This is a genomic window from Nordella sp. HKS 07 (assembly GCF_011046735.1).
Classification (GTDB): Bacteria; Pseudomonadota; Alphaproteobacteria; order Rhizobiales; family Aestuariivirgaceae; genus Taklimakanibacter.
This window is the reverse complement of record NZ_CP049258.1, coordinates 5,984,183-6,010,089: the sequence shown is the minus strand read 5'-3', so window position 1 is coordinate 6,010,089 and position 25,907 is coordinate 5,984,183. Positions and strand designations below refer to the sequence as shown.

The 25,907-nt window shown below is 62.4% G+C and carries 23 protein-coding genes, 2 pseudogenes and 1 riboswitch; of the genes and pseudogenes, 6 read left to right on the top strand and 19 right to left on the bottom strand.

The features are described 5' to 3' along the window. Positions 1–3 precede the first annotated feature (3 nt). Positions 4–282 carry an acylphosphatase gene (locus G5V57_RS28265; RefSeq protein WP_165171620.1) on the bottom strand — a complete coding sequence of 93 codons (279 nt, stop codon included), beginning with the start codon at positions 280–282 and terminating at the stop codon, positions 4–6. Continuing rightward, entirely contained in the window at positions 279–2,276 is a 1,998-nt protein-coding gene (locus G5V57_RS28260; protein ID WP_165174303.1) for an acetyl/propionyl/methylcrotonyl-CoA carboxylase subunit alpha, read from the bottom strand. The genes G5V57_RS28265 and G5V57_RS28260 overlap by 4 nt, the downstream gene beginning before the upstream one ends. Positions 2,277–2,527: 251 nt before the next feature. On the opposite strand from G5V57_RS28260, the gene trmFO reads away from it, so the two are divergent. Continuing rightward, positions 2,528–3,937: a methylenetetrahydrofolate--tRNA-(uracil(54)-C(5))-methyltransferase (FADH(2)-oxidizing) TrmFO gene (gene trmFO, locus G5V57_RS28255; RefSeq protein WP_165171618.1), complete on the top strand. Its 1,410-nt coding sequence runs from the start codon at positions 2,528–2,530 to the stop codon at positions 3,935–3,937. On the opposite strand, the gene G5V57_RS28250 is transcribed toward trmFO, so the two are convergent. From G5V57_RS28250 to yajC, 6 genes are all read right to left on the bottom strand, one after another. Next, complete coding sequence (locus G5V57_RS28250; protein ID WP_165171616.1) at positions 3,921–5,675, bottom strand: DUF4153 domain-containing protein; 1,755 nt, start codon at positions 5,673–5,675, stop codon at positions 3,921–3,923. The genes trmFO and G5V57_RS28250 overlap by 17 nt on opposite strands. Before the next feature lie 50 nt (positions 5,676–5,725). After that, on the bottom strand, positions 5,726–6,565 hold the full coding sequence (locus tag G5V57_RS28245; protein ID WP_165171614.1) for a phytoene/squalene synthase family protein: 840 nt from the start codon (positions 6,563–6,565) through the stop codon (positions 5,726–5,728). Continuing rightward, the gene (locus tag G5V57_RS28240; RefSeq protein ID WP_165171612.1) at positions 6,562–6,948 is read right to left on the bottom strand and encodes an Mth938-like domain-containing protein; all 387 of its coding nucleotides are present in this window, start codon (positions 6,946–6,948) and stop codon (positions 6,562–6,564) included. Before G5V57_RS28240 ends, G5V57_RS28245 begins: the two co-directional genes overlap by 4 nt. 33 nt (positions 6,949–6,981) lie before the next feature. Next, complete coding sequence (gene secF / locus G5V57_RS28235) at positions 6,982–7,965, bottom strand: protein translocase subunit SecF (protein WP_165171611.1); 984 nt, start codon at positions 7,963–7,965, stop codon at positions 6,982–6,984. 12 nt (positions 7,966–7,977) lie between these two features. Beyond that, the gene (gene secD / locus G5V57_RS28230; RefSeq protein WP_165171610.1) at positions 7,978–9,582 is read right to left on the bottom strand and encodes a protein translocase subunit SecD; all 1,605 of its coding nucleotides are present in this window, start codon (positions 9,580–9,582) and stop codon (positions 7,978–7,980) included. 152 nt (positions 9,583–9,734) lie between these two features. Next, complete coding sequence (gene yajC, locus G5V57_RS28225; RefSeq protein ID WP_165171609.1) at positions 9,735–10,079, bottom strand: preprotein translocase subunit YajC; 345 nt, start codon at positions 10,077–10,079, stop codon at positions 9,735–9,737. 161 nt (positions 10,080–10,240) lie between these two features. Between yajC and G5V57_RS28220 the strand changes: the two are divergent. After that, positions 10,241–11,117 (top strand): annotated as a pseudogene (locus tag G5V57_RS28220) (ATP-binding protein). Between the two features lie 152 nt (positions 11,118–11,269). On the opposite strand, the gene G5V57_RS28215 reads toward G5V57_RS28220, so the two are convergent. The 3 genes from G5V57_RS28215 to G5V57_RS28205 form a co-directional block, all read right to left on the bottom strand. Further along, positions 11,270–11,932, bottom strand: coding sequence for a glutathione S-transferase family protein (locus G5V57_RS28215; protein ID WP_165171608.1), 663 nt, complete (start codon positions 11,930–11,932; stop codon positions 11,270–11,272). 112 nt (positions 11,933–12,044) lie between these two features. After that, on the bottom strand, positions 12,045–13,397 hold the full coding sequence (locus G5V57_RS28210; protein WP_165171607.1) for a LysM peptidoglycan-binding domain-containing M23 family metallopeptidase: 1,353 nt from the start codon (positions 13,395–13,397) through the stop codon (positions 12,045–12,047). 206 nt (positions 13,398–13,603) lie between these two features. Beyond that, entirely contained in the window at positions 13,604–13,861 is a 258-nt protein-coding gene (locus tag G5V57_RS28205; RefSeq protein WP_165171606.1) for a hypothetical protein, read from the bottom strand. A 114-nt stretch (positions 13,862–13,975) separates the two neighbouring features. Here G5V57_RS28205 and G5V57_RS28200 point away from each other — a divergent pair, with 114 nt between their 5' ends. After that, positions 13,976–15,406 carry a homospermidine synthase gene (locus tag G5V57_RS28200; protein WP_165171604.1) on the top strand — a complete coding sequence of 477 codons (1,431 nt, stop codon included), beginning with the start codon at positions 13,976–13,978 and terminating at the stop codon, positions 15,404–15,406. A 124-nt stretch (positions 15,407–15,530) separates the two neighbouring features. Here G5V57_RS28200 and G5V57_RS28195 read toward each other — a convergent pair. The 8 genes and pseudogenes from G5V57_RS28195 to G5V57_RS28160 all read right to left on the bottom strand — a co-directional run bounded on the left by G5V57_RS28195 (position 15,531) and on the right by G5V57_RS28160 (position 23,538). After that, a pseudogene (locus tag G5V57_RS28195) lies at positions 15,531–17,038 on the bottom strand (aldehyde dehydrogenase). A 5-nt stretch (positions 17,039–17,043) separates the two neighbouring features. Then, complete coding sequence (locus G5V57_RS28190; protein WP_246737742.1) at positions 17,044–17,319, bottom strand: cupin domain-containing protein; 276 nt, start codon at positions 17,317–17,319, stop codon at positions 17,044–17,046. 252 nt (positions 17,320–17,571) lie between these two features. Continuing rightward, positions 17,572–17,937, bottom strand: a complete 366-nt coding sequence (locus tag G5V57_RS28185) for a cupin domain-containing protein (protein ID WP_165171602.1) — start codon at positions 17,935–17,937, stop codon at positions 17,572–17,574. Next, on the bottom strand, positions 17,937–19,328 hold the full coding sequence (locus tag G5V57_RS28180) for a glycosyltransferase (RefSeq protein WP_165171601.1): 1,392 nt from the start codon (positions 19,326–19,328) through the stop codon (positions 17,937–17,939). Before G5V57_RS28180 ends, G5V57_RS28185 begins: the two co-directional genes overlap by 1 nt. 33 nt (positions 19,329–19,361) lie before the next feature. Then, complete coding sequence (locus G5V57_RS28175) at positions 19,362–20,126, bottom strand: ABC transporter permease (protein ID WP_165171600.1); 765 nt, start codon at positions 20,124–20,126, stop codon at positions 19,362–19,364. Further along, positions 20,119–20,979, bottom strand: coding sequence for an ABC transporter permease (locus G5V57_RS28170; RefSeq protein ID WP_246737403.1), 861 nt, complete (start codon positions 20,977–20,979; stop codon positions 20,119–20,121). Before G5V57_RS28170 ends, G5V57_RS28175 begins: the two co-directional genes overlap by 8 nt. A gap of 53 nt (positions 20,980–21,032) precedes the next feature. Further along, on the bottom strand, positions 21,033–22,088 hold the full coding sequence (locus G5V57_RS28165) for a spermidine/putrescine ABC transporter substrate-binding protein (RefSeq protein ID WP_246737402.1): 1,056 nt from the start codon (positions 22,086–22,088) through the stop codon (positions 21,033–21,035). A gap of 244 nt (positions 22,089–22,332) precedes the next feature. Continuing rightward, positions 22,333–23,538 (bottom strand): aromatic ring-hydroxylating dioxygenase subunit alpha, encoded by a 1,206-nt coding sequence (locus G5V57_RS28160; RefSeq protein ID WP_165171598.1) that lies wholly within the window; start codon positions 23,536–23,538, stop codon positions 22,333–22,335. Positions 23,539–23,663: 125 nt separating this feature from the next. Then, positions 23,664–23,879: riboswitch (cobalamin riboswitch) on the top strand. 42 nt (positions 23,880–23,921) lie between these two features. Here G5V57_RS28160 and G5V57_RS28155 point away from each other — a divergent pair. From G5V57_RS28155 to cobW, 3 genes are read left to right on the top strand one after another with little or no spacing between them, the layout of a single operon-like run. After that, complete coding sequence (locus tag G5V57_RS28155) at positions 23,922–24,098, top strand: CbtB domain-containing protein (protein WP_165171597.1); 177 nt, start codon at positions 23,922–23,924, stop codon at positions 24,096–24,098. A gap of 12 nt (positions 24,099–24,110) precedes the next feature. After that, a complete protein-coding gene (locus G5V57_RS28150) occupies positions 24,111–24,833 on the top strand; it encodes a CbtA family protein (RefSeq protein WP_165171596.1) in 723 nt (240 codons plus the stop codon). 3 nt (positions 24,834–24,836) lie between these two features. After that, positions 24,837–25,874 carry a cobalamin biosynthesis protein CobW gene (gene cobW, locus G5V57_RS28145; RefSeq protein WP_165171595.1) on the top strand — a complete coding sequence of 346 codons (1,038 nt, stop codon included), beginning with the start codon at positions 24,837–24,839 and terminating at the stop codon, positions 25,872–25,874. Positions 25,875–25,907: the final 33 nt, after the last annotated feature.

The following is a 25,907-nucleotide window of genomic DNA, read 5'->3' as shown; positions in this document are numbered from 1 at the left end:
AATCTACAGGGTCGGCCGCACGGCGAAATCGCGCCAGCCCTCGTCCGCCGCCTCGCTCACCACGATGTCGTGCACCACCGCGCTGCGAGGCCCCTTGCGGCAGGCGGCGAGCATGTGCGCGACCGCCTCATCCGCGCCCTTGAAGACCGCCTCCACTGAACCATCGCGGCGATTGCGCACCCAGCCCGTGAGGTCGAGGCGGAGCGCCGTGTCTGCCACCCAGGCGCGATAGCCCACTCCCTGCACCCGGCCCCTGATGGCGGCATGCAGGATCCTGGTCATGCGAATTCCATGATGACGGCATCGACCGCCAGGCTGTCGCCCTTCTTCACATGGACCTTCTTGACGACCGCATCGCGCTCGGCGCGCAGGATGTTCTCCATCTTCATCGCCTCGACGATGGCGAGCGGCTCGCCGGCCTTGATCTCCTGGCCCTCCGCCACCGCGATCGCGACGACGAGGCCCGGCATCGGACAGAGCAGTTTCTTCGACGTATCGGCCGCCTTCTTGGCCGGCATCAGGCGCGCGAGCTCGGCCTCGCGGGCGTTGAACACATAGGCATCGATGCTGACGCCACGGTGCGAGAGGCGGTAGCCATTGGGGATTCGGCGCAGAAGCACCGAGACCGGCTTGCCGTCGATCTCGCCGCGCCAGACCTCCTGGCCGGGCGCCCAGGCGCTCTTGACGAAGCACTGCTTGCCGGTATCGAGGGTGAGCACGCGCTCGTCTTCGTTCACGATCGCGACCGGCAGCCAGTCATTGCCGAGGCGGACCACCCGGTCGCGGCTGAATTTCACCGCCCTGCCGTTCATCTGGCCGCCGATCAGGCGCTTGCGGCGGTTCTCGACATGATCGGCCATGACAGCCACGGCGGAAAGCCGCGCCTTCAGCTCAGGCGTCAGCTCATTGCCGGCGAAGCCGCCGGGAAACTCCTCGGCGATGAAGCCGGTCGAGAGCTGGCCCGATTTCCAGCGCTCATTCTCCATGATGGCGGCGAGGAAGGGGATGTTGTGCTGGATGCCGTCGACATAGAACTCATCGAGAGCGTTGCCCATCGCCGCGATGGCTGTCGCCCGGTCTCCCGCATGGGTGCACAGCTTGGCGATCATCGGGTCGTAATAGATCGAGATCTCGCCGCCTTCGAAGACGCCGGTATCATTGCGCACCGTGATGCCGTCTTCCGAACTCTCCTTGGGCGGACGATATTTGATGAGGCGCCCGGTCGAGGGAAGGAAGTTGCGATAGGGATCCTCGGCATAGACGCGGGCTTCCACCGCCCAGCCCTTTAGCTTCACGTCCTTCTGCTGGAGCACAAGCTTCTCGCTGGCGGCGACGCGGATCATCTGTTCGACGAGGTCGATGCCGGTGACGAGCTCGGTCACCGGATGCTCGACCTGCAGGCGCGTATTCATCTCGAGGAAGAAGAAGGAGCGATCCTGCCCGGCGACGAATTCGACGGTGCCGGCGGAATCGTAGTTCACCGCCTTGGCCAGCGCCACCGCCTGCTCGCCCATGGCCTTGCGCGTCTTCTCGTCGAGCAAGGGCGACGGGGCCTCCTCGATGACCTTCTGATTGCGGCGCTGGATCGAGCATTCGCGCTCGCCGAGATAGATGACATTGCCGTGCTTGTCGCCCAGCACCTGGATCTCGACATGGCGCGGATTGACGATGAACTTCTCGATGAAGACGCGGTCGTCGCCGAAGGAGGACTTCGCCTCCGAGCGCGCCCGGGCGAAGCCGTCGGTCACTTCCGCATCCGAATGGGCGATGCGCATGCCTTTGCCGCCGCCGCCGGCCGAGGCCTTGATCATCACCGGATAGCCGATCTTGCGGGCGATCTTCACCGCCTCGGCCTCGTCCTCGATAATGCCCAGATGGCCGGGCACGGTCGACACCTTGGCGGCGGCCGCCGCCTTCTTCGATTCGATCTTGTCGCCCATGGCGTCGATCGCTTCCGGGTTCGGCCCGATGAAGGTGATGCCGGCTTCGGCCAAGGCGCGCGGGAAGGCCGAGCGCTCCGACAGAAAACCATAGCCCGGATGGACGGCTTCCGCGCCGGTCGCCTTGCAGGCCTCGATGATCTTCTCGATGACGAGATAGGACTGGGCCGCGGGGGCGGCGCCGATCGCCACGGCCTCGTCCGCCATATCGACGTGAAGAGACGCCGCGTCAGCTTCGGAATAGACGGCGACGGTCTTGATGCCCATGCGGCGCGCCGTCTTGATGACACGGCAGGCGATTTCACCCCGGTTGGCGATCAGTATTTTCTTGAACATCATTCCTCCCAGAAACCCTGATCCGTCTTAGCGGCTCGGGACGTGGACGTAAACGGGACGCCCTTTTGCTGCCCGCTTCCGCAGACATGGTAGATCACGATGAGTTTGGATTGCATCAATCCAAACTCATAAACGTGATCGATTCCAATAATTAGCGCGGGGTTCTCGCGAAAAACCGGTACCCACTTTTTCGCATCCCGCGCTAGGCTTCGGGTTGGTAATCTTAGGCCCGGCATGATAGGTCCCCGGCCATGACACTGAAGCCCATACATATCATCGGCGGCGGTCTCGCCGGCAGCGAGGCGGCCTGGCAGGCGGCGCATGCCGGCGTACCGGTCGTCCTCCATGAAATGCGCCCCGAGCGCATGACCGACGCCCACAAGACGCAAGGCCTGGCCGAGCTCGTCTGCTCCAACTCCTTCCGCTCCGACGACGCGCAAAGCAATGCCGTGGGCCTCCTGCATGAGGAGATGCGCCGCGCCGGCTCGCTCATCATGCGCATGGGCGACCGCCACAAGGTGCCGGCGGGCGGCGCGCTCGCCGTCGACCGCGATGGATTCTCAGACGGTGTCAGCGAAGCGCTGCACGCCCATCCGCTCATCACCATCGCGCGCGGCGAAGTCGCGGGCCTGCCGCCCGAGGACTGGGACAATGTGATCGTCGCCACCGGTCCCCTCACCTCGCCGGCACTCGCGGGCGCGATCCAGGCGCTCACCGGCGATCAGGGCCTCGCCTTCTTCGACGCCATCGCGCCCATCGTCCATCGCGACACGATCGACATGAATGTCGCCTGGTTCCAGTCGCGCTACGACAAGCAGGGGCCGGGCGGCACCGGCAAGGACTATATCAACTGCCCGATGACGCGCGAGCAGTATGATGCCTTCATCGGCGCGCTGATCGCGGGCGATAAGACCGACTTCAAGGAATGGGAAAAATCGACGCCCTATTTCGACGGCTGCCTGCCGATCGAGGTGATGGCGGAGCGCGGGCCGGAGACGTTGCGCCACGGCCCGATGAAGCCGCGCGGCCTCACCAATGCGCATCAGCCCGACACGAAGCCCTATGCCGTGGTGCAACTGCGCCAGGACAACAAGCTCGGCACGCTCTACAACATGGTCGGCTTCCAGACCAAGCTGAAGCATGGCGAGCAGCTGCGCGTCTTCAAGACCATTCCAGGCCTCGAAAATGCCGAGTTCGCCAGATTGGGCGGCCTGCACCGCAACACCTTCCTCAACAGTCCCAAGGTTCTGGACGAGCGCTTGCGGTTAAGAGCCTCTCCACGCTTGCGTTTTGCCGGCCAGATCACCGGTGTCGAGGGCTATGTCGAGAGCGCCGCGATGGGGCTCATGGCGGGCCGCATGGCAGCCGCCGAGCGTTTGGGACGTGACTTCTCGCCGCCGCCCGCCACCACCGGCCATGGCGCGCTCATCAACCACATCACCGGCGGCCATATCGAGACGACCGACAACAATACGGGCTCGTTCCAGCCGATGAACGTCAATTTCGGCCTCTTCCCGCCGGTCGAGATACCCAAAGGTCCGGACGGCAAGAAGCCGCGCGGCAAGGACAAGCAGATCGCCCGCAAGCACGCTTATACGGCGCGCGCGCTGCGCGATTTCGACCAGTGGCTGGGTCCGATGCCGGCTATTGCCGCAGAATGATCCAGAAGCCCAGATTGAGATAACTGGGCTTGTCGCTGATCTCGCCCGACGCATTGATGATCACCAGCGTCAGGCCGGGCTCCGCCTCATAAATAACGGGCTGCTGCTCCGACGAGCGGACCGGTGGCGTTGTTGCGGCCTTAACCCTTTCCATCACGGGCTTCACGGGGATGGACCATTTCTGCGCGCCTACCGTGATTTCGAGAGTCTGGCCGTCGGTCTTGGCCCAGATCTGCGCCTGCGGGGTATCGGCCGCCTTCATGCGGACCTGGATCGGTCCGACGAGACGGCCCTGCCCGGTGATATCCTGCATGAAGGGCATGTCGGCGCCGAAGCTCACCTGATCGGCCGCCGGCGTATAGATATCGAGGCCGAGCAGCTTCCGGATCTGGGTCATCGCATCCCAGCCCGTCGCCGCATCGATGAAGGGATCGTCCTTGCGGCCGGCGAAGAACGGCCTGAGCTTGTCGAGACCACCCATCTGGTTCAACGACCAGAGAATGCTGTCGATCTCGCGCTTGCTCTCCACGCTCAAGGTCAGCGGTTGATCGACGACCTTGCCCTCCGGCGTCAGGATCTTCTCCGTCTCGAAATAGCCGACAAGGCGTCCGAACTGGCTTTCGATCGACAGGCCGTTGGCGCCCCAGGGCCCCGTCGATCCGATCAGCACCAGGACGGCGAAACTTCCGAGAAGTGCCCGCATATCGGCGCGGTTGCGTCGGATCGCGAGATAGAGCATCACGAAAGCGAGCCACACCGCGATGACGACGATGCCATAGCGCTCGGGCGTCACGCCATAAGTGGAAATGCGCTCCCAGATCGCGATCGTGAGCAGGATGACCGGCACGATGGTGAACCAGAACCAGTAGCGCATGAAGAAACGCAGCAGGATAGTGCCGCTCTCGCGCCACGGCCAGGCGATCAGCCAGGTCGCGGTGCCGCCCACCGCGAAGATCGACACCATCAGCGCGATCTGGCCCTTGGGCAGGGCGCCGTCGATGAGGATCTTCACCGCATAGGCATGCAGGATCAGCGTGTAGATAACGGCGATCGGCACCATGATGTAGTTGACGAGGACCGAGACGCCGCGCTCGATGAGTGTGTCGCGCCCGCCGGTCAGCGCTACCTCCTCATCGAGGCGCGCCGGCATGAGGGACAATTCGAAGAGGGGCGCGATGAGGGTCGCGGCGGTGACCCAGACATGCTCATGCGCCTTCCATGGCAGGTCGACATTGAAGAGGAATTCGAGACTCGCCAGGATTGCCGATATGCCGCCCGCGAAAATGAGGCCGACGATCGCGGCCAGCAGCACCGCGAGTCCGAGCCGCAGGTTGAAGAGCCAGAGCGCCCCCTGCTTCGCGTCCGATCTGAGGAAGCCCGCGATCATCAGGAGCGGCAGCAGGCCGGCGAAGAGGAAGAGATGCGACGAGCTCAGATAGACGTCCCAATAGGCCAAGGCGCTGGCGGCCAGCGCGGCGAAAAGCGCCAGGATCAACTCGGCCGAACGTGACAGGCCGCGACACTGGGCGAAATAATGCGCCGCTCCCGCCGCGATGAAAGCCGCGGCACCTCCGAGATAGACCTGGTTGTCGGAATTCGTGCCGTTGCTGGCGATGCCGGCGACATCGAGATTGGCATAGACGACAAGCAGGACGGAGACGGCGGCTGGAACGGGAAAGCGGGCGAGCGAAGCGGAGAGATCCGGGACCAGACGGTGCAGGCGGTCGGCGAGACTCATGGAGACTCCGTGGCTATCTCACAACGGACTGTGAGGGGCCGATTGTGGCGTTACAATGTCTGGGATCGCGCTCTTCTGTACAGCGCCCATTGCCGCCGCCATTGCGCGATCTCGGCGATCTCGGTCAGGGCGCCCGCCCCCAGCCTGGCCAGACGCTTGAGATAGAGTTCGGTGAGGCTCGCCGGCAGATAGGCGGGAATGACCTCCGGCGTGAGCACGCCGGTCAGCGCCCGCGCCTCGCCGAGACGCGTCTGCGCATGGGCGCGCAATTCGGCAAGCACCTTGGCGATGGCCTCGGGATCGCGCCCGGACAAGAGATGCGCCGGCGTCAGGCCATGGCGGACAAGCATCTCGGCCGGCACATAGCACTGGCCGCGCTTGCGCTGCAACGGCAGGGAGCGCAACAGGCCGGTGATGCCCATGGCGACGCCGGCGAGCCCCGAAATATCGCCGAGACGCTGCGCCCTGTTTTTATCCAGGATCATCGCCGAAAGCTGGATCAGCATCGAGGAGGTTTCGCCGAGATAACCCTCGAGCTGCTGCAGGCTCGGCATGGGGTCGTCATAGAGATCGAAGCGCCGGGCCTCGATCATGTTGATGAGCGCGTGCTTTGGAAGTCCCGCCTCGGTGATGACCGGCGCCAGGGCCTCGATGACCGGATGGCCCTCCTTCTCGCCGGCATAGAGGGCCTCGACAGCGTCGGTCCACCATTGCAGACGGATCTCTCCAAGGGCGGCCTCGCTCACTGTTTCGCGGATGCGGGCGATTTCGATATTGAAGGCATAGAGCGCCAGGAGCTGTGCCCGCTTGGCATCGGGCGCCAGAAGGGTCGACAGATAGCGGTCCTTGTCGCCCTGGCGCACCAGCACATGGCAGTAGTCGGCGCTCATCGCACCGTGTCGACGGCAATCAGGCCGGCCCAGATGTCACGGTTCTCGCCCAGCAGGATGTTATAGGTGCGGACCGCCGCCCCCGTGGTCATGATCTGCAGGCCGATGCCGGCCTTGTCGAAGGCGGCGATCAGGGGCCGCGACGGTGCGGGCGCCGCCGTACCGGTCCCCAGAATGAAGGAGTAAGGCCGCTTCTGCGCTTCGAGCACCATGGCGAAGTCCGCCACCGTCACATCGGCGAAGCGCGTCGCCGTCCAGGCATGCATGCCGTCGCCCAGGATCAGGATCGATCCCTGATGCGACATACCGCCAAAACGGAAGCCGCCATTCCCATAGGAATCGATGGGAGCCCGATGCGGGAAGAACCGGTTGTCCTCTGCCATGATCCTCCGATCACGCCGGGCATGCACCCCGGGTCACGGACGCGCCGGGGCCGGCTTGCGGCTCACCTTGTCACCGGTCTTGGCCTTCGCCGCCTCGGGAGCGCCCCCTACCTGGATCGCATCGCGGTTCACGCCGAGCAGCGCCAGCAGCGAGGCGGCCGAGAAGATCGACGAATAGGTCGCGACGCAGACACCCCAGATCATGGCGAGCGTGAAGCCCTTCAGCACTTCGCCGCCGAAGATATAGAGGGAGATCAGGGCCAGAAGCGTGGTGACCGAAGTCAGGAGGGTACGCGGCAAAACGCTGTTGACCGAGAAGTCGATCAGGTCGGCCAACGGCATCTGCTTGTACTTGCGCAGATATTCACGGACACGGTCGAAGACGACGACGGTATCGTTGAGCGAATAACCGACGATGGTGAGCAGTGCCGCGATGAGCTGCAGGTTGAATTCGATCTTGATCAGGATGAAGAAGCCGATCGACAGCAGGACGTCGTGCAGCAACGACATCACCGTCGCGATGGCGAATTGCCATTCGAACCGGAACCATATGTAGATCAGGATCCCGATGATGGCGATGAGCACGGCGAAGATACTCCATTCCGCCAGCTCGCCCGAAACCTTCGGGCCGACGACATCGATGGAGAGATACTCGACCCCTGCCCCCAGAATTTCCTTCACCTTGGTCTGGACGTTGCGCTGCACATCCTCGCCGCCTTCGATGGTCGGCAGACGGATCAGCACCTCATGGCCGCCGGTGCCGAATTCCTGCAATTCCGCATCGCCGAAGCCCAGGCTGTTCACTTTTGAGCGCAACTCGTCGAGATTGGCGGGCTGCTCGGTGCGGATGACGAAGACCGTGCCGCCCTTGAAATCGACGCCGTAATTGAGACCGACAAAGACGAAAAGCAGGATGGAGGCCAGACAGGCGATGCCGGAGGCGAAATAGCCGTACCGGCTCCAGAGCATGAACCTGATCTTGGTGTCGTCCGGAATGAAGCGAATAGGCTTGAACATATGATCTCCCGCTTACAGCGGAACCTCTTTGGGCTTGGTCGTCCTGACCCACCAGAACACGATGAGCCGGGTGACGGTGAAGGCCGTGAATACGGTGGTGATGATGCCGATCGCATGCGCGATAGCGAAGCCCTTCACCGGACCCGAGCCCACGCCGAACAGGACGACGGCGGCAATGAAGGAAGTGATATTCAGATCGAGCACCGTGGCGAGCGCCGCCTTGAAACCCGTCTCGATCGAATTGAACGCGGTTCGCCCGTGCCGCCATTCCTCGCGTATGCGCTCATAGACGAGCACGTTGGAGTCGACCGCGATGCCCATGGTCAGCACGATGCCGGCGATGCCCGGGAGGGTCAGCGTGAAGCCCGCCACGGACATAATGCCGATAAGCAGGATGAGGTTCACGATGAGAGCGATATTGGCGAAGATGCCGAAGAGCCCGTAGGCGATCAGCATGAAGGTCATGACAGCGACCAGCGCGATAATGGAGGCGATGGCGCCGGCGCGGATCGAGTCGGAGCCGAGGCTCGGCCCGACGGTACGCTGCTCGACCGCGACAAGGCGGGCCGGCAAGGCGCCCGACTTCAGCACGATCGCCAGGCTATTGGCCTCCTGGACTGTGAAGTTGCCGGAGATCTGCCCGGTCCCGCCGAGAATGGGCTCGTTGATGCGCGGCGCGCTGATGACTTCCTGGTCGAGGATGATGGCGAAAGGCTTGCCGACATTGTCAGTGGTGAGCTTGCCGAAGCGCAGCGCGCCCTTCTGGTTGAACTTGAAGGAGACGATCGGCTCGTTGGTGCGCGAATCGAAGCCGGACGAGGCATTGCTCAGATCGGCGCCGTCGACGGTCGCGGCGCTCGAGGTCTGCACCCACATATTCTGCTGCGGATTCTCCTTCATCGGATAGGCGGCGCACTCGGGTGGCGGATTGTCCGTCGGATTGACGGGCTGGCTTTCGCAGACGAGCTGGAAGGTCAGCTTCGCCGTCTGGCCGATCATCTTGACGACCTGGTCGGGGTCACCGACGCCCGGCAGCTGGATGACGATGCGGTCCCTGCCCTGCCGCTGGATGGAGGCCTCGGCGATGCCGGTGCCGTTGACGCGATTCTCGATGATGCGCAGAGATTGCTCGACCGCCTGGCTCACGCGCGATTCGAGGCCGGCGTCATTGAAGGCGAAGGTGAACTGCTGGCCGGAGCGGGAAAGGCTGAAGATATGGCTGGCGACGCCGGTGCCGAACATGCCGGTGTCGATCGGCTGGGTCAGATTGCGCAGAACGCCGTAGGCCTTGTCGGCATCGTCGGCATTGTTGATCTGCACGGTGACGCCACTCGGCGTGCGGTTCAGCTTATAGCCAATGCGCGCCTCGCGCAGGGCGGCGCGGACGTCGCCCATCTGCTGCACGATCAGCGTGTTGGTGAGTTCCTTGCGGTCGACTTCCATGAGGACGTTCGAGCCGCCCTGCAGGTCGAGCCCAAGGGTTATCGGCCGCAGGATCGTGTGTTCGCGCAGCTTGTCCTGCATGTCCTTGGGCAGGACATTGGGCAGAGCGAAGATAATGCCGGCCAGGATCGATGCCAGGATGGCGATGATTTTCCAGCGAGAGAAATTGAGCATCTTAACGGTCCGACCTTTTCGCCCGGGCGCTGCCGGCGGTTTCGTTTCCCGCGTCTATATAGACCAATCGCGCCGGCAAGGCACCGAAACGAAAAGCGATGGCCAGATCGTGAGATTCTCTCCGGCTGGAACAATGTGGCATGCGGCCGATCTTACTTCTTGGCGGCGTCGTCTTTGATGGGCTCGCCCTTGGCCCGGACCTCGGAAATGGCGCTACGCACGACCCGCACCTTCACATTCTCTCCGACTTCGACCAGAAGCTCGCGCTCATCCACGACCTTGGATACGCGGCCAATGAGGCCGCCCGATGTCACGATCGTGTCACCGCGGGCGACCTTGCTGATCAATTGCTGGTGTTCTTTCTGGCGCTTCTGCTGCGGGCGGATGAGCAGGAACCAGAAGACCACCATGATCATCACCAACGGCAGGATCATGCCGATGAAGTCGCCGGTGCCGGGGCTCCCCGTGGCCTGGGCGAAAGCGGGGGTAATGAACATTCAGGTCGTCTCCTCTGAGCGGCGGAAAGGCGGGGATTTAGGCCGCCCGGTTTTGGGTTCTGGGGTATATACCGACGAAACCGGCCATTGCAACCGGCTGGAACCGCTTATGCGTCCCGGCTGCTTGCCGCCCGGACCCCTTAAGGCTATGGACCGGCGCCATGCCCAAAGACACCGTCCCTGATGACTATGCCGCCATTCTGAGCCGGATTGCCGTTGCTCTGGAAAGACTCGCCCCTGCCCCGCCGCCCCCCCGTCGACCTTGGGGCAGCCTCAGCCTTCGTCTGGAACGCCCATCATCGACGGCTGGAGCCTGTAGCGAAAGTCAACCGGGTGGATATCGAGCTTTTGCGCGGCATCGACCAGACCCGCGATATCCTGATCGACAATACCCGCCGATTCGCCAAGGGGCTTCCCGCCAACAATGCGTTGCTCTGGGGTGCCCGCGGCATGGGCAAGAGCTCCCTGGTCAAGGCCGCCCACCATCTGGTCAACGGGGAAACGGGCGGTAACCTCAAGCTGGTCGAAATCCATCGCGAGGACATCGAAAGCCTGCCGCAGCTCATGATGCTGATCCGCGCCAATCCGGAGCTCTACTTCATCGTGTTCTGCGACGATCTCTCCTTCGACGCCAATGACACCTCCTACAAGTCACTCAAGGCGGCGCTCGAGGGGGGCATCGAGGGGCGGCCCGTGAACATGATCTTCTATGCGACCTCCAATCGCCGGCACCTCCTGCCGCGTGACATGATGGAGAATGAGCGCTCGACCGCCATCAACCCTTCGGAGGCCGTGCAGGAGAAAGTATCGCTCTCCGACCGCTTCGGCCTGTGGCTCGGCTTCCACAATTGCTCGCAGGAGGAATTCCTAAGTATGATCGATGGTTACGTGAAGCGCTTCAATCTGGACGTCAAGCCGGAAGACGTGCGCGCGCAGGCCATCGAATGGACGGCGACGCGCGGCAGCCGCTCGGGCCGTGTCGCCTGGCAGTTCGTCCAGGACCTCGCCGGCCGCCTGGGCGTCAAAACGGAAGGCTGATCCGACGCATCGGCCCGAAAAGTCCATGGCCGCACCTTGAGGCGGCCATCCAGACTTTTCGGAAAAGCCGATGCGTTAGCTAAGCATCGGCCCGAAAAATCCATGGCCGCCGCTTGAGGCGGCCATCCAGACTTTTCGGAAAAGCCGATGCGTCATCCGAGTGCCTTTTCGTTGGCGTTCCACTCGGCGATATTGTTGCCGACCTCGACCATCACCCACTTCCGGTATGCCGGGCGCTGCTGCAAGGCCTCGAACCAGCGCCTGATATTGGGCGTATCGGGCCGCTCGCCGTCCATGCGCGAATAGCGCCAGTAAAGGACACCCAAAACGATATCGCCGAAGGAGAACTGGTCGCCGGCGAACCATGCCGATGAGCCAAGCGTGGCATCGGCGATCGCCAGCACTTCCTTGAGCCTGGCGTTCGCCTGGGCGATCGCCGTGTCGTTGCGCTGGTCGGCCGGGACGCGCACCAAGTTCCAGAAGATCGCCGAAATATGCGGCACGACATTGAGCTGCTGCCAGTCCATCCATTGTTCGGCGGCGGCCAGCGCCCTGGGCGCCGTGGGCCGGAGGCCGCCCTCGCCGTAGCGAGCTGCCAGATAGCGCACGATGGCGTTCGATTCGAACATGGTGATGTCGCCGTCGCGCAGCACCGGCACGAGAGCATTTGGATTCATCTTGAGATAGGACGGATCGTGCGTGCCGCCGAAGCCGCCGCCTACCGTGTGGCGCTTGAATTCCAGGCCGAGTTCATCGAGTGCCCAGATCACCTTCTGAACATTGCTCGAACTGCGGCGTCCCCAAACCTCGATCATATCCGGCTCCCTGCTTTGAGCCGCTATCTATCGGAGACTTCGCGCAAGCGCGCAAGCGAAAGCCCGGCCTTTTTGGGGCCGGGCTTCTGTCAGCCTCGGAGCGGCGGAAATGTCAGTTAGACGCCGTCGAATTGTTGAGGAAACGCATCGGATCCATTGCGGTGGCGCCCTTGCGGACTTCGAAGTGGACCTGCGGGCTCGACACCGAGCCGGTCTGGCCGGCCTTGGCGATGACGTCGCCACGCTTGACCGTGTCGCCGCGCTTCACGAAGAGGTCCTTGTTGTGGGCGTAAGCCGTGACCCAGCCACCTTCATGGCGGATGAGGACCAGATTGCCGTAGCCCTTCAGTTCATTGCCGGCATAGGCGACGACACCGGCCTCGGCCGAGCGCACATCGGTGCCTTCCGGAACCGCGATATTGATGCCTTCATTGCGCAGTCCGCCGGGCTTCGAGCCATAGTTCGAAATGACCCGGCCCTTGACCGGCCAGCGGAAACTGAGGCTGCCTGCTTCCTGCGCCGGCTGGTTGTCCGACACCAATTGCTGCGGTTGCTGCTGGATCGGCTTCGGTGCCGCGGCGGCCGTATCCGTATCGGACTGGTCGTCCGGTTCATTGGCCGCGACAGTGCTGGACGCGCCAGAGGTCGCGGGGGCTGTCGGCTGTTTGGCGGCAACCGCCGAACCCGCGGCCGAACCACCCTTCGGGATGCGTACGATCTGGCCCTGGCGGAGCGACACATTGTTGTCGAGGCCGTTCAGCTTGGCGATGGCAAAGGGATGCACGCCATAGGTGCGGCCCAGCGAATAGAGAGTCTCGCCCGAGCGCACGGTATGCTCACCGCCACCCGCCATCAGCGTGCTGCCCGGCTTGGCGCTGGCCGGCTGCGGCGCCATGGCCGTTTCACGGCCCGGGATGCGCAGGTTCTGCCCGACATTCACCGAATAGGGCGCGGCGATATTGTTGGCGCGGGCCAGATCGCCTACCGCCACGTTGTTAGCGCGCGCGATCGAATAGAGGGTCATGCCCGGCTCGACACGGACGCTGCCGGACTTGGCTGCCACGGCCGGCTGTTCGTTATAGGACGGCTCCGTCTGCGCCGACTGGTAGTCCTTGGGCTGAAGGTTCGGCTGCTTGTAAACGGGCTTGTAGGTCTGCTGGTAATTGTAACCGTTGCTGGCGTAGTTGTTCTCGGCGGCCTTGCTGCTGTTGCTGCCCAACGGACGGCGTGAAACCGTATCGCGGTCGGAAGCAGAGGCGACATCCGTATCGCCGCCGCTGCCCTGAACACTCTTCGGGACCGAAGCCGTGTAGAGCGTATCGCCCGACGATGAGGAGGAGGATGAGGAATCAGCGAAACGATCAACCGAGCCGGAACAGGCCGAAAGCAAAACGGCGGCCGCTACGCTGAGAAGGAGCGACGCTTTCGACGGAAACCCGACGGCGCGCACGGAAGAGGAACGCATACCTAAACTCCAAGAACCAACTGACAAAGCAACAATGCCTTGTTTAGGTTAAGGGAGCGTTTATTGGGTCAAATGCAGGGAAAGTTTTAGGCAAGTCGCCCCTTAAGGACGATAACTTCCAGCCGGTTCGGCTGGAAGTTCAAGTGCTTGGCGCAGATTCGTGTCGCCGGAACATACAACTTTGGCGCGAAATTCGCCTTGGCGTTTCAGATGCAACCCAAATCGCGCCTTTCGCGGTGGATATCGCGGCGCTCGGCATGGGCCTTTTTGAGCTCGGCTTCGGTCTGCTCGCCCGGATAATGCCTTTTCCGGTATTGCAGGGTCGTGTCGATATAATTGATGACCTGGCCTTCCTGGCGCGCCAGCCTCACGCAATACTGATAGCTCGGCTCGTCATTGCCATAGCGCCCGGCGCACGCGCCCAAAACCATGGCCGCCGAAAGAAGAATCAGTGTTTTCTGCATAGGTCCCGAACCCCGCATGTTTCCGGGGGAAACTAGCGCATTTTCTGGTGTCGTGCGACAAAACTCTCGGCTAAAGAGCGACAATCCCCAATTTCAATGGAGTGCTTGCATAAAATGACCCTTTGGCCACAACACGCGACCTGGAACGGCCCCATTGTAATGATCGGTCTCGGCTCGATCGGGCGGGGTACCCTCCCCCTCATCCTGCGCCATATCGCCTGTGACCGGAGCAAGTTCACGATCATCGACCCGGATGATCACAACAAGCACCTGGCCGACAAGGAAGGCATCGCTTTCATCAAGAAGGCTCTCACGCCGAAAAATTACAAGTCGATACTCACCCCGCTGCTGAAATCGGACCAAGGCCAGGCCTTCATCGTCAATCTGTCGGTCGATGTGTCCTCCGTCGACATCCAGAAGCTCGCCCAGGCGACGGGCTCCCTCTATATCGACACGGTCGTCGAGCCCTGGCTGGGCTTCTACTACAACAGCAAGCTCGACAACGCGGCGCGCACCAATTACGCGATGCGCGAGAGCATGCTGGCGATCAAGGAAAAGTTCAAAGGCGGCCACACGTCGGTCTCCTGCTGCGGCGCCAATCCCGGCATGGTCTCCTGGTACGTGAAGCAGGCGCTTCTCGACATCGCCGAAGCGACCAAGGTGAAGGTCAAGGAGCCGAAGACGCGCGAGGAGTGGGGCAAGCTGATGAAGCGCCTCGGCGTCAAGGGCATCCATATCGCCGAGCGCGACACGCAGCGCGCCAAGAAGCCCAAGCCGCTCGACACCTTCGTCAACACCTGGTCGGTGGAAGGTTTCATCTCGGAAGGCCTGCAGCCGGCCGAGCTCGGCTGGGGCACGCATGAGAAGAAGCTGCCGCCGGGCGGCAAGAAGCACAAGACCGGCTGCGGCGCGGCGATCTATATCACACGGCCGGGTGCCGAGACCAAGGTGCGCACCTGGACGCCCACGCCCGGACCGCAATATGGCTTCCTCGTCACCCATAATGAGGCGATCTCGATCGCCGATTATTTCACCGTGCGTGAGGGCCGCAAAGTCACCTACCGGCCGACCTGCCACTACGCCTATCATCCCTGCAATGACGCGGTGCTGTCGATGCACGAGATGTTCGGCAATGCCGGCAAGAAGCAGTCGCATATCCATATTCTCGAAGAGGACGAAATCCTCGACGGACGCGACGAACTCGGCGTTCTCATCTATGGCCACAAGAAGAACGCCTATTGGTATGGCTCGCAGCTGACCATCGAAGAGGCGCGCAAGCTGGCGCCGTACCAGAACGCGACCGGTCTCCAGGTCACCAGCGCGGTGCTTGCCGGCATGGTCTGGGCGATCGAGAATCCGAAGGCCGGCGTCGTTGAGACGGATGAGATGGATTTCCGCCGCTGCCTCGAAGTGCAGATGCCCTATCTCGGCCAGATGACCGGCGTCTATACCGACTGGAACCCGCTCACCGACCGCCAGACGCTGTTCGCCGAGGAGATCGACAAGCGCGATCCCTGGCAGTTCAGCAACATCCTGGTGAAGTGACAGAAAGGGCCGCTAGCGCGCATCCCGGCGAAGTGGAATCACTTCGCCGACAAGGATCCGCGCCAAATCAATATCTTGGAGCAAATCCCTGCCGCCAAAGTCTTCAACTTTGGCGGGATTTGCTCTAAATGCGGCCCTTTCCCTTATAGAACCAGTCCTTCGGATAGGGATACCACCAGTCCTGCACGGCGGGCTCATGGTCGATGATGACCATCTTCGAGCGCCGGAAGGCGTCTAATCCCTGGCGGCCTAATTCGCGGCCAAGCCCCGACATCTTCCAGCCACCGAAGGGCAAGGCATCATTGTCGATCAGCGGGTTGTTCACCCAGACCATGCCGGCTTCGAGTGTTTCCGCCGCCTGCATCGCTTCCTTCAGATCGGTGGTGAAGACCGAGGCGCCGAGGCCGAAATCGCTGTCATTGGCGAAGCCAAGCGCCTCCTCGAAGGACGACACTTTGCAGATGGCCGCGACCGGCCCGAAGATCTCATCACGCATCACCGTCATATGAGGCGTGCAGCCGGTGAGAATGGTCGGCTCATAGAACCACCCGACATTGCGCTCAGCAGGAACCCGGCCACCACAGACGATCGTCGCCCCCTGCTCCCGCGCTTCGCCGACGAGGCGGATCACCTGGCGCGGGCGGCCTCCGACACCAGCGGACCGAGCTCTGTTTCCTCAAGGCCGTGGCCGATGCGCAGCGTCCGCGCCATTGCCGCCATGCGATCGACGAACTCATCGTGCACCTTTTCATGCACGAAGAAGCGCTCCGCCGATGTGCAGATCTGGCCCGACAGATGAAAGGCGGCCATGGTGGCGCCCGGCACCGCGACATCGAGCGGCGCATGCTCCGAGATGATCATCGGATCATTGCCGCCCGCCTCGATGATGCAGGGCTTGAACTTCTCGGCGCAGGCCATGGCGACGGCGCGCCCGCTCGTGACACTGCCGGTGAACGCCACCGCATGGGTGTTCCGTGAGCGGATCAGCGCTTGGGCCACGTCGGCGCCGCCGGTGAGGCAGGAGACGAGGCCCCGCGGCAGGACCTTGCTGAAATGCTCCATGAAGGCGAGCGTGCACAGGCTCGTCGCCTCCGCCGGTTTGACGATGCAGGCATTGCCGGCGGCGAGCGAGGCCGCCACCGTCCAACACATCAAGAGGATGGGGAAGTTGAACGGCATGATGTGGACGGAGACGCCATAGGGCTCGTAGCGCGAAAACTGGAAGGAGCCCGTCTGCGTCGTGCCGGCGACCTTGCCGGCATCGTCGCGCGCCATCTCGGCGAAATAGCGGAAGGCAGGCGCCACATTGAGAAGTTCGCCTATCGCTTCCGGATAAGGCTTGCCCATCTCCAGCACCATGAGGCGCGCGACGTCGTGTATATCGGCCTTGGCGATCGAGTCCGCCAGGTCATGGAGCATCCTCGCCCGCGTCTTGGCGTCGACGCGCTTCCATGACCGCTGCGCCGCCAGGGCTTCGCCGGCAACCTCCTCGGCGAGCGCCGGCGTCGAAAGCGCGATGCGCCCGGCGATGCTGAGATCGGCCGGGTTGACGATGTCGCGGAATTTCACGCCGGCCGGAACGGTCCAGTCATTGGCGCGGAATATCTGGCCGGCCGCCGGATCGAAATCCATGGGCGCTACCGGATCATGTAGACTTTGCGGATCGTCTCATGCACCCGGCAGGTGCCTTTCCAGTCCTGCGGGAAGAAGGCCGTGGTGTCGGGTCCGATCTCGATCACATCGCCGCTTTCATGCGTATAGGTGCAGCGGCCGGTCAGGAAATGGCAGAACTCGTCCTTGGTGACATAGCAGTTCCAATAGCCGGGCGTGCAGATCCAGATGCCGGTCTCACTCTGGCCCTCTGGTCCCTTGTGCAGAACGATGCCGGATGTGCGTGACTCCCCTTCGATCATGGTGGGAATGACGCCCCAGTCCTTAAACGGGCCCGGATAGTTCGCCGGATCGACGATATGCGGCGCGGATGAATTGAGATTGGTCGGCATTCTTGCTCCTGTTACATCGTCCCCTCCCATTTCGTCATCCCGGCGAAAGCCGGGATCCATTACGGTCTTGCCAAACGAGCAGCGCCGCCCGGCTTGCCTTATTCAATGGGCCCCGGCTTTCGCCGGGGTGACGCATGAGAGGTGAGTGCGAAGTCCTCGTTTCTACCTCAATATATATACATTGCGCATGGTCTCGTGGACCACGCAGATTCCGGTCCAGCCGGCCGGGAACAGTACCGCCGTCCCCGGAACAATCTCGATCGTCTCGCCCGACTGATGCGTGTAGGTCGCTCTCCCTGAGACGAAGTAGCACAATTCATCGCGCGGGATCGACAGCGGCCAGGTGCCGGGCGTGCATTGCCAGAGCCCCACTTCCGGCTGACCGTTGGGCCCCTTGTGCAGCAGCACGCCGTCGCTCTTGGAATCACCGGCGATCGGATTGGGCTGATGCCCCCAGTCCTTGAGCGGTCCCGCATAAGACGCGGGGTCCGCTATATGGGGCGCGGTCGATGCAAGTCCCTTCGACATCAGGCGGCCTTCCTGCGGCGCAGCAGCCCGTCGATGACCTTCGCGGCCTTCGCCGGCCCCTTCTGCTTGCGCATGTCACTGGACGTCTTCTTGAGCTTCGCCTTCATCTTCTTGTCGGTCAGCATCCTCGTGATGCGGTCGGCCATGACCTCATCCGTCCACTCATAGCGATCGAGCTTGAAGCCGTGGCCTGTCTCCTCGACCCGCGTCGCATTGTCGTGGCCGTCCCAGACATAAGGCATGATGAGCGCGGGCTTGCCGAAATAGAGGCATTCCGTGAAGGAGTTGTTGCCGCCATGATGGATGACGGCGTCGACCTGTGGAATGACCGAAGGCTGCGGATACCATTTGTCGATATGCACATTGGGCGGCACATCGGTGTACTGATCCATGTAATCGCCCACATTGACCAGCGCGCGGACCGGCAATTTTCCGATCGTGACGATGAGCCGCTTCAAGAGATCGACATCGCCCGAGCCCAGCGACCCGAAGCTCACATAGAGCAAGGGCTTGTCATTGTTCTTCTTGAACTTAGGCACCTTGTAAGGCGCATCCTTGCGCACGCAGCCCTCGAGATACTGGAACTGCCTGGGCGACAGCTTGTGGCGACGCTTGAACTTTACCGCGGATGGATAGAGCAGCAGATTCATATGCGGCGAGGCCTCGAAGAACTGACCAAGCGGATACTCCGCTTCGCCGACACTCTTCAGGAACTGGTTGAAGTTGTCATGGATCGGCCCGATCACATCGTTGAAGCGCTCGCGATAGCGCGCGAAACCATTCTTGTCCTTCTCACCGCAACCCGACAGATGCGGCGGGATATCCGGATCCTCGATCTCGTTCTCCGAACAGGAGATCACGCGTACCCAGGGCTTGTCGTTGTCGCGGGCATAGTGCTTGATCGCCGGAAAGAGGATCACATTGTCGACGCAGACGACATCCGGCTTGACCCTGGTGAGCACGCCCGGCAGGTCCTTCTCGGCCCATTTCGCCGTTTCGACGATCATCTCCCAGCAGCCCTTCACATAGTTGTCGATCTGGTCATAGGGAGACTTGCGGAAGTTCGGAATGTGGCCGTTGATGAAGTCCACCCAGAATTTCGCCATTTCCTCGGGTGGCAGCGGTTCGGACAGATTGACCGGATGAGCCTCGAAACCATAGCCCTTATACACATCGAGGAACCCCGGATCGGACAGGAACACCACCTTATGGCCGAGCTTCTCGAGCGCCTGACCGATGCCGACCGAATTGAGAGCTGGTCCGAAGGCGGCTTCCGGGAAGAGCGCAATGACCTTCTTCGGCTTCTTCGCGACCTTGCGCGCTTTCTTCTTCACCGCCACTTTCTTTACAGTCTTCTTGGCCGCCTTCTTCTTCACTGCCTTCTTCGCCATGATGCGTTCCCTTTCGCCTCCGCTCTCAGATTGTCATGTCCCCGGCACAGCGCCGCGGTTGAAACGTTGCGCCATCAGGACCAGCGCGAAGCTGACGAGCAGGATGATCGTCGCCATCGCATTGATCTCGGGCGTCACACCGAAGCGGATCATCGCATAGATCTGCATCGGCAAGGTGGTCGATCCCTGTCCGGCCCCGGCGGTGAAATAGGCGATGATGAATTCATCGACCGAGAGCGTGAAGGCAAGGAGGGCGGCGGCGATCACCGCCGGCCAGATGAGCGGGAAGGTGATCTTGCGAAAGGTGGTCAAGGCGCCGGCGCCCAGGTCGCGCGAAGCCTCGGTCAGCGACCAGTCAAAGCTCTTGAGCCTGGCGCGTACCACGGCGCAGACAAAGGCGATGTTGAACACCACATGCGCCAGGATGATCGAGTGCAGGCCGAGCGTGAATTTCACCAGAGTGAAGAAGGAGAGAAGTGCTATCGCGAGCACAATGTCGGGAATGATCATCGGCATGAACAGCAAGGCGTCGAGCCCGGACGAGGCCTTGCGGCGCTCGACGCCCAGCGCCAGCAGCGTGCCGATCGTCGTGGCGATGAGCGTCGAGGCGATGGCGACGATCAGCGAATTCCTCGCGGCGGCGATGATTTTCGGGCTTTCCAGCAATTTCCCGTACCACTCCGTCGAGAAACCGGTCCAGGCTGTGGGCATGCCCGCCTTATTGAACGACAGGATCATCAGCACGGCGATCGGCGTGTAGAGAAAGACATAGACGAGAGCGAGATAGGCCTTACGCATGGCCTCGTCCCTCCCCGCGCGCCCGGTTGGCGGCGACCGCCTGCGCGAACAGCAGGAGCAGCATCACGGCGATCAGGATGACGGACAGGGCCGAGCCGAAAGGCCAGTCGCGCGCCGTCAGAAACTGGTCATAAATCAGATTACCGACCATCTGCAGCTTGCCGCCGCCCAGGAGATCCGGGGTGACGAAGTTGCCGATCGAAAGCACGAAGACGAAGACGGCTCCTGCCGCGACGCCGGGCGCCGTCAAGGGCAAGGTGATGCGCCAGAAAGTGGTAAGCGCCCCGGCGCCGAGGTCGCGCGAGGCCTCGGCATAAGACGGGTCGAGGCGCTGCAGCGCCGAATAAACGGCGAGAATAACGAAGGGCACGTAGTTGTAGACAAGCCCGACAATGACGGCGAATTCGTTGTAGAGCAGCGGCAAGGGCGCGCTGGTGAGGCCCAGCCATTGCAGGAAATTGTTGGCGAGGCCGGTCGGGTTGAGCAGCACGATCCAGGCATAGGTGCGGATCAGATAATTCGTCCAGAAGGGCAGCATCGCCAGGAACAACAGGGCCGTCTGGTGACGGGGCACCGACTTGGCGATGGCGTAGGCCGCGGGATAGCCGACGAGCAGTGCCAAGAAGGCGGCGAGTGCGGCGATGCGGGCGGAATCGAGGAAGATCGACAGATAGAGCCATTCACCGGCGCGGCTGAAATTGCCCAGGGTCGCGACCGACCAGTCGACGCCGCCGTAGATGCCGCGGTCGTAGAAAGCGGTCACCAGGATAATGGCGCAAGGCACCACCATCAGAATGCCCAGCCACAGGAGACCGGGAAGCATCAGAAGAAAGGAAGCCAGTCTTTGCGGCATGACACCGTTTCGGGGAGCGATCCCAACCGGGACCGCTCCCGCAAGGTTTTCGCCTATTTCGAAGAGGTGATCTCGGTGACGACCTTCGAGAATGTCTTCATGCCGTCGCCCAGATCGCGCAACTGCTCGTATTTCAGGAGATCGGCCGGCGGGATGGCCATGTTCGGATATGTCTCCAGCATGGTCTTGTCGATCGCGTCCATGCCGGCCTTGTTAGGCGTCTTGTACATGATGTTCTCGACGACCCATTTGCCGGTATCGGCCTTCAGGATGTAGTCAAGAAATTTGTAGGCGGCGTCCTTGTTCTTCGAGCCTTCGATCACCACCATCGTGTCGACCCAGAGATCGGATCCCTCCTTGGGTACGACATATTTGATCTTGGGGTTCTCGGCGATGCCGTAATTGCACCAGCCATCCCAGGCCTGGACGAGCGAGGCCTCGCCTGAGACGAGCTTTGAATAGAAGGTCGTATCGTCGTAAGCGAGCAGGGTTTTCTTGGTGTCGATGAGGAGCGCCTTCACCTGGTCGAGCTTCGCGAGATCGACCTCGTTGACCGACATGCCGAGCGCCAACTCGCCCGCCGCCATCAGCCAGCGGTCGGTCGACAGCATGGTGGTCTTGCCCTTGAGGTCGTCGGCGGGCTTGAGCAGATCGTTCCAGCTCGTTGGCGCCGTTTTCACCACATCCGAGCGGTAGCAGAGACCGGTGGTACCCCAGCTATAGGGGATGGAGAAGGTATTGCCCGGATCGTGCTTGAGCTGGCTGGCTTCTGGGTAAAGATTGGCGAGATTGGGGATTTTGCTGTGATCGAGCTTGGCGGCGATGCCGAGCTTGTTCAAGGCCTCGGCGAAGGGCGAGGAGACGAAGATCACATCATAGCCCTCGCCCTTCGAGGCGACGACCTTGCCCATGATTTCCTCATTGGTCGCATGCACCGCGACCTCAAGCTCGATGCCGGTCTCCGCCTTGAACTTCTCCGGCAGGTCCTTCGGCATGTAGCCGTCCCAGTTGGAGATCACGAGTTTCTCGGCGGCCTGAGCCAGGCCTGCCGCCAGCAGCATGGCAGCACCCGCCGCACAGGCGGCGGACATCAGTTTCAACGCTTTCACTTTGGTACCCTCCCTGTAGATTCTTATTGGCATGACTGTGCCATGCCCGGCTTTAAGCCTGCAAGGGGCTCCCTGTTCCGCCGCTAGTGTGCTGAACGCGAAGTTCCTGATATCAGGCGGCTAGCATCGACAGGAACTTCGCGTTCAAAAGCACACTAGAACCATTAAGTTTTCTAGTGTCCTTCCGATTCCGAAGTTCGCTCGGAAGGTCCCGGAGGCTGTGGGGAACTTCGGATTCGGGACACTAGTTGCGGGTGGCGAGCAGCGTCTGATTGATCGTCTCGACCTGCCCCTTGGCCGGCTCATTGACGAGTGCCGCGACCGGGATCGTGGCGCGCAACGTGTCGTGATAATCGCGCACACCCGCCTCGAGATCGGACAGGATCATACTCGAGAAGCCCGAGGACTGCATCGACTCCCACGACCATTTGATGAGCTGGGCGTCCTCCGCGCCGGTGACGCGGTCGATGCGATGTGCCAGGTAGCGCGCCACCTTGGCCGCGCGGCGGTCATCGGGCGGGGCGTAATAGGCCATGCGCTGAATGGTCTTGCCCACTTCGACCGGCAGCTCCTGATAATAGCCGACGAGATCGGGATAAAGCATGATCACGAGATTGGGGAACATGCCGAGATAGACCCACCGCCCCTTCGCCTCCTCAGGCAGATGCCCCATGTCGGGGCGGTGCTTCACATAGTTGCGCACGCTCCAGAAGCGCGGCGACACGCCGGTGATGCGCCCTTCCGAGCGCGACACGCCGTCCGACGGGCGACCGTCCCTATATTGCTGGCCATAGAGGTCGTGCAAAGCGGGATGAGCGATCGGCACGTGATAACCTTCATTGTCGACGTCGCGCACCGCCTTCCAGTTCACCTCCAGTATGTCGCGGGTCTGCGGCGAATAGGGCCTGGCCTCGGCCAGTCGGTAGGCGGCGGCCTCCTTCTCATGCGGCGACATGAGATTGGCGACGGAGCCCTGCGGGCCCGGCTTGAAGCGTACGAAGACGAAGCCCTGCCAGATCTCGTGCTCGAGCGGGACGAGGCCATGGGTGACGGGATCGAGCTTGGGGAAGGTCTTGGCCTTGGGCACCGCCCGCAGGGTGCCGTCGAGATTATAGGACCAGCCATGGAACGGGCAGACCATGGCGCTCTTGCAGCGCCCGCTCTCGCCCGCCACCACGCGCGAGCCGCGGTGACGGCAGACATTGTGGAAGGCGCGCACTACCTTGTCCTTGCCGCGCACGATGAGAGCGCGCTCGCCGGCGATGTCGAAGGTCGTCCAGTCGCCCTCCTGGGGGACGTCGCTTACATGGCAGGCGAGCTGCCAATGGCGGCGAAAAAGCTCGTCCTGCTCGATCTGGAAGAGTTCCTTGTTGAAATAGGTCCAGGGCGGAAGGCCGGCACGCTCGTCATCGGCAAGTCGGTTAGGCGCGCCAAAATCGATCGCGTTCATTTGTGACCTTCCTTTTCTAATTGAACGTTCAATCAATATAACCCCTGGATCCTCCCCAAGGCAATAGGAAAATACTGCAAAATACGCTTTGGAAAAGCCGAGCCTTGACGGGCGGTTACGGGCGTGGCACCCATGAGTCACGCGGTGTTTCGATGCCAAAAGGCTAGAAACCGAACAGGGAACACGGTGCGGATGACCCAATCGGGGCCAAAACCGTGACTGCCCCCGCAACTGTGAGCGATGAGGACGCATGCAGACTTGGCCACTGGGCAACCGGGAAGGCCGCGTGCTTCCGCCCGAAATCGCAAGTCAGGAGACCTGCCGCGGCCACCCAGGGCCCTGCCCTCACCTTGAACTTTGAGCACACGGAGGGTGTTTCGCTCATGACCACGGATCGTATTTCCGCGCTTCCCTTGACGATGTCGCAGCGTTTGGCCGCAGGCCTCAGCGCGCTGGCTTTCGGCGTCCTGTTGCTTTACGGCGTCGGACTCGCCCAGGCCGACCAGTTGCACAATGCGGCGCATGACACGCGCCACTCCATCGGCTTTCCCTGCCACTAAGCAGGTCTCGAAATGATTGGGCGAGTGATCCTCGCCGCGCTCCTGGCAGGGATCGCGGCAGGCTTGTTCTATGGCGCGATCCAGCATGTGCGGCTCACGCCATTGATTCTCGAAGCCGAGAAGTATGAAAACGCCGGCGATGGTCATTCGCATGACCATGGCGCCGCGACCACAACGACGACAGCTTCGGCTGAGCAGGCTCCTGCGGCCGAGGCCGAGCACGAAGCCTGGGCGCCAGCCGACGGCGCCGAGCGCACGACCTATACCTTCCTCGCCAGCATCGTCGCCGCCGCCGGCTTTGCCGCCGCGCTGGCGGGGGTCAGCCTTATCGCCGGCATCCGCATCACGCCGCGCAATGGCGTGCTGTGGGGGCTTGCCGGCTTCCTCGCGGTGCATCTGGCGCCCGCCGCCAGCCTGCCGCCCGAGTTGCCGGGCATGCCGGCCGGCGACCTCTTCGCGCGCCAGGTCTGGTGGGTGGGCACGATCGTGGCGACCGGTCTCGCCATCTGGCTCTTCACCCAGCGCCATGAGCTCTGGGCGAAGGTGGCAGCGGTCGTGCTGGTGGCGCTTCCCCATATCATCGGGGCGCCGTTGCCGCCCACGCATGAGAGCGCTGTGCCGGCGGTCATTTCAGCGGCCTTCGCCGCCAATACGCTGGCGGTCGCGGCCCTGATGTGGCTGGCGATCGGCGGCTTCCTCGGTCTCGCCATGGACCGCTTCGTGAAAGAGGCCTGAAGAATGTCGCTCCAGAAAATTCCCACCACGGTCATCACCGGCTTTCTCGGCGCCGGCAAGACGACCCTGATCCGCCACCTCCTGCAGAACGCCAAGGGGCGGCGGATCGCCCTCGTCATCAACGAGTTCGGCGATATCGGCGTCGATGGCGAGATCCTCAAAGGCTGCGGCGATGAAGTCTGCCGCGAGGAGGATGTCGTCGAGCTCGCCAATGGCTGCATCTGCTGCACGGTCGCGGATGATTTCGTGCCGACGATGAAGAAGCTGCTCGAGCGGGACCTCCCGCCCGAGCACATCGTCATCGAGACCTCCGGCCTCGCACTGCCGCAGCCTCTGGTGCGGGCCTTCAACTGGCCGGAGATCAAGTCGCGCGTCACCGTCGACGGCGTCGTCACCGTGGTCGACGCCAAGGCGCTGGCCGAGGGCCGCTTCGCCGATGACGAGGAAGCTGTCGCCGCCCAGCGCGCCGCCGATCCCAATCTCGACCACGAGAATCCGATCGAGGAATTGTTCGAGGACCAGCTCAACTGCGCCGACATGATCGTGCTCAACAAGACCGATCTCCTGGCGGCGCATGAGACGGAGAAGCTCGCGGGCGATCTCAAGGGCCAGATCCGCAGAGGCGCCAAGCTCGTTCCCACCCAGCATGGCGCGCTCGATGCCTCGGCCCTGCTCGGCATCGCGTCCGCCGCCGAGGAGGACATACATAACCGCCTCTCCCATCACGAGATGGAAGGCGAGGTGCAGCATGACCACGACGACTTCGTCACCTTCTCGGTGTCGCTTGGTGCAATCAGGGATCGCGAGCAGATCCTAAAGCGCATTGAGGATCTCATCGCCGAGCACGACATATTGCGGCTCAAGGGCTTCGCCGCCATCGACGGTGCGTCGGGCCGCCTCCTGATCCAGGCGGTTGGTCCCAGGCTCAACAGCTATTTCGACCGCCCCTGGCGCGTGGATGAAAAGCGGTCGAGCGAGATCGTCGTCATCGGACTCAAGGGACTGGACCGGGCCGCCGTCGAGGCCTGCCTGACGGGGTGAACAGTATCCTCTTGCTGAGGCGCTCCCCGGCCT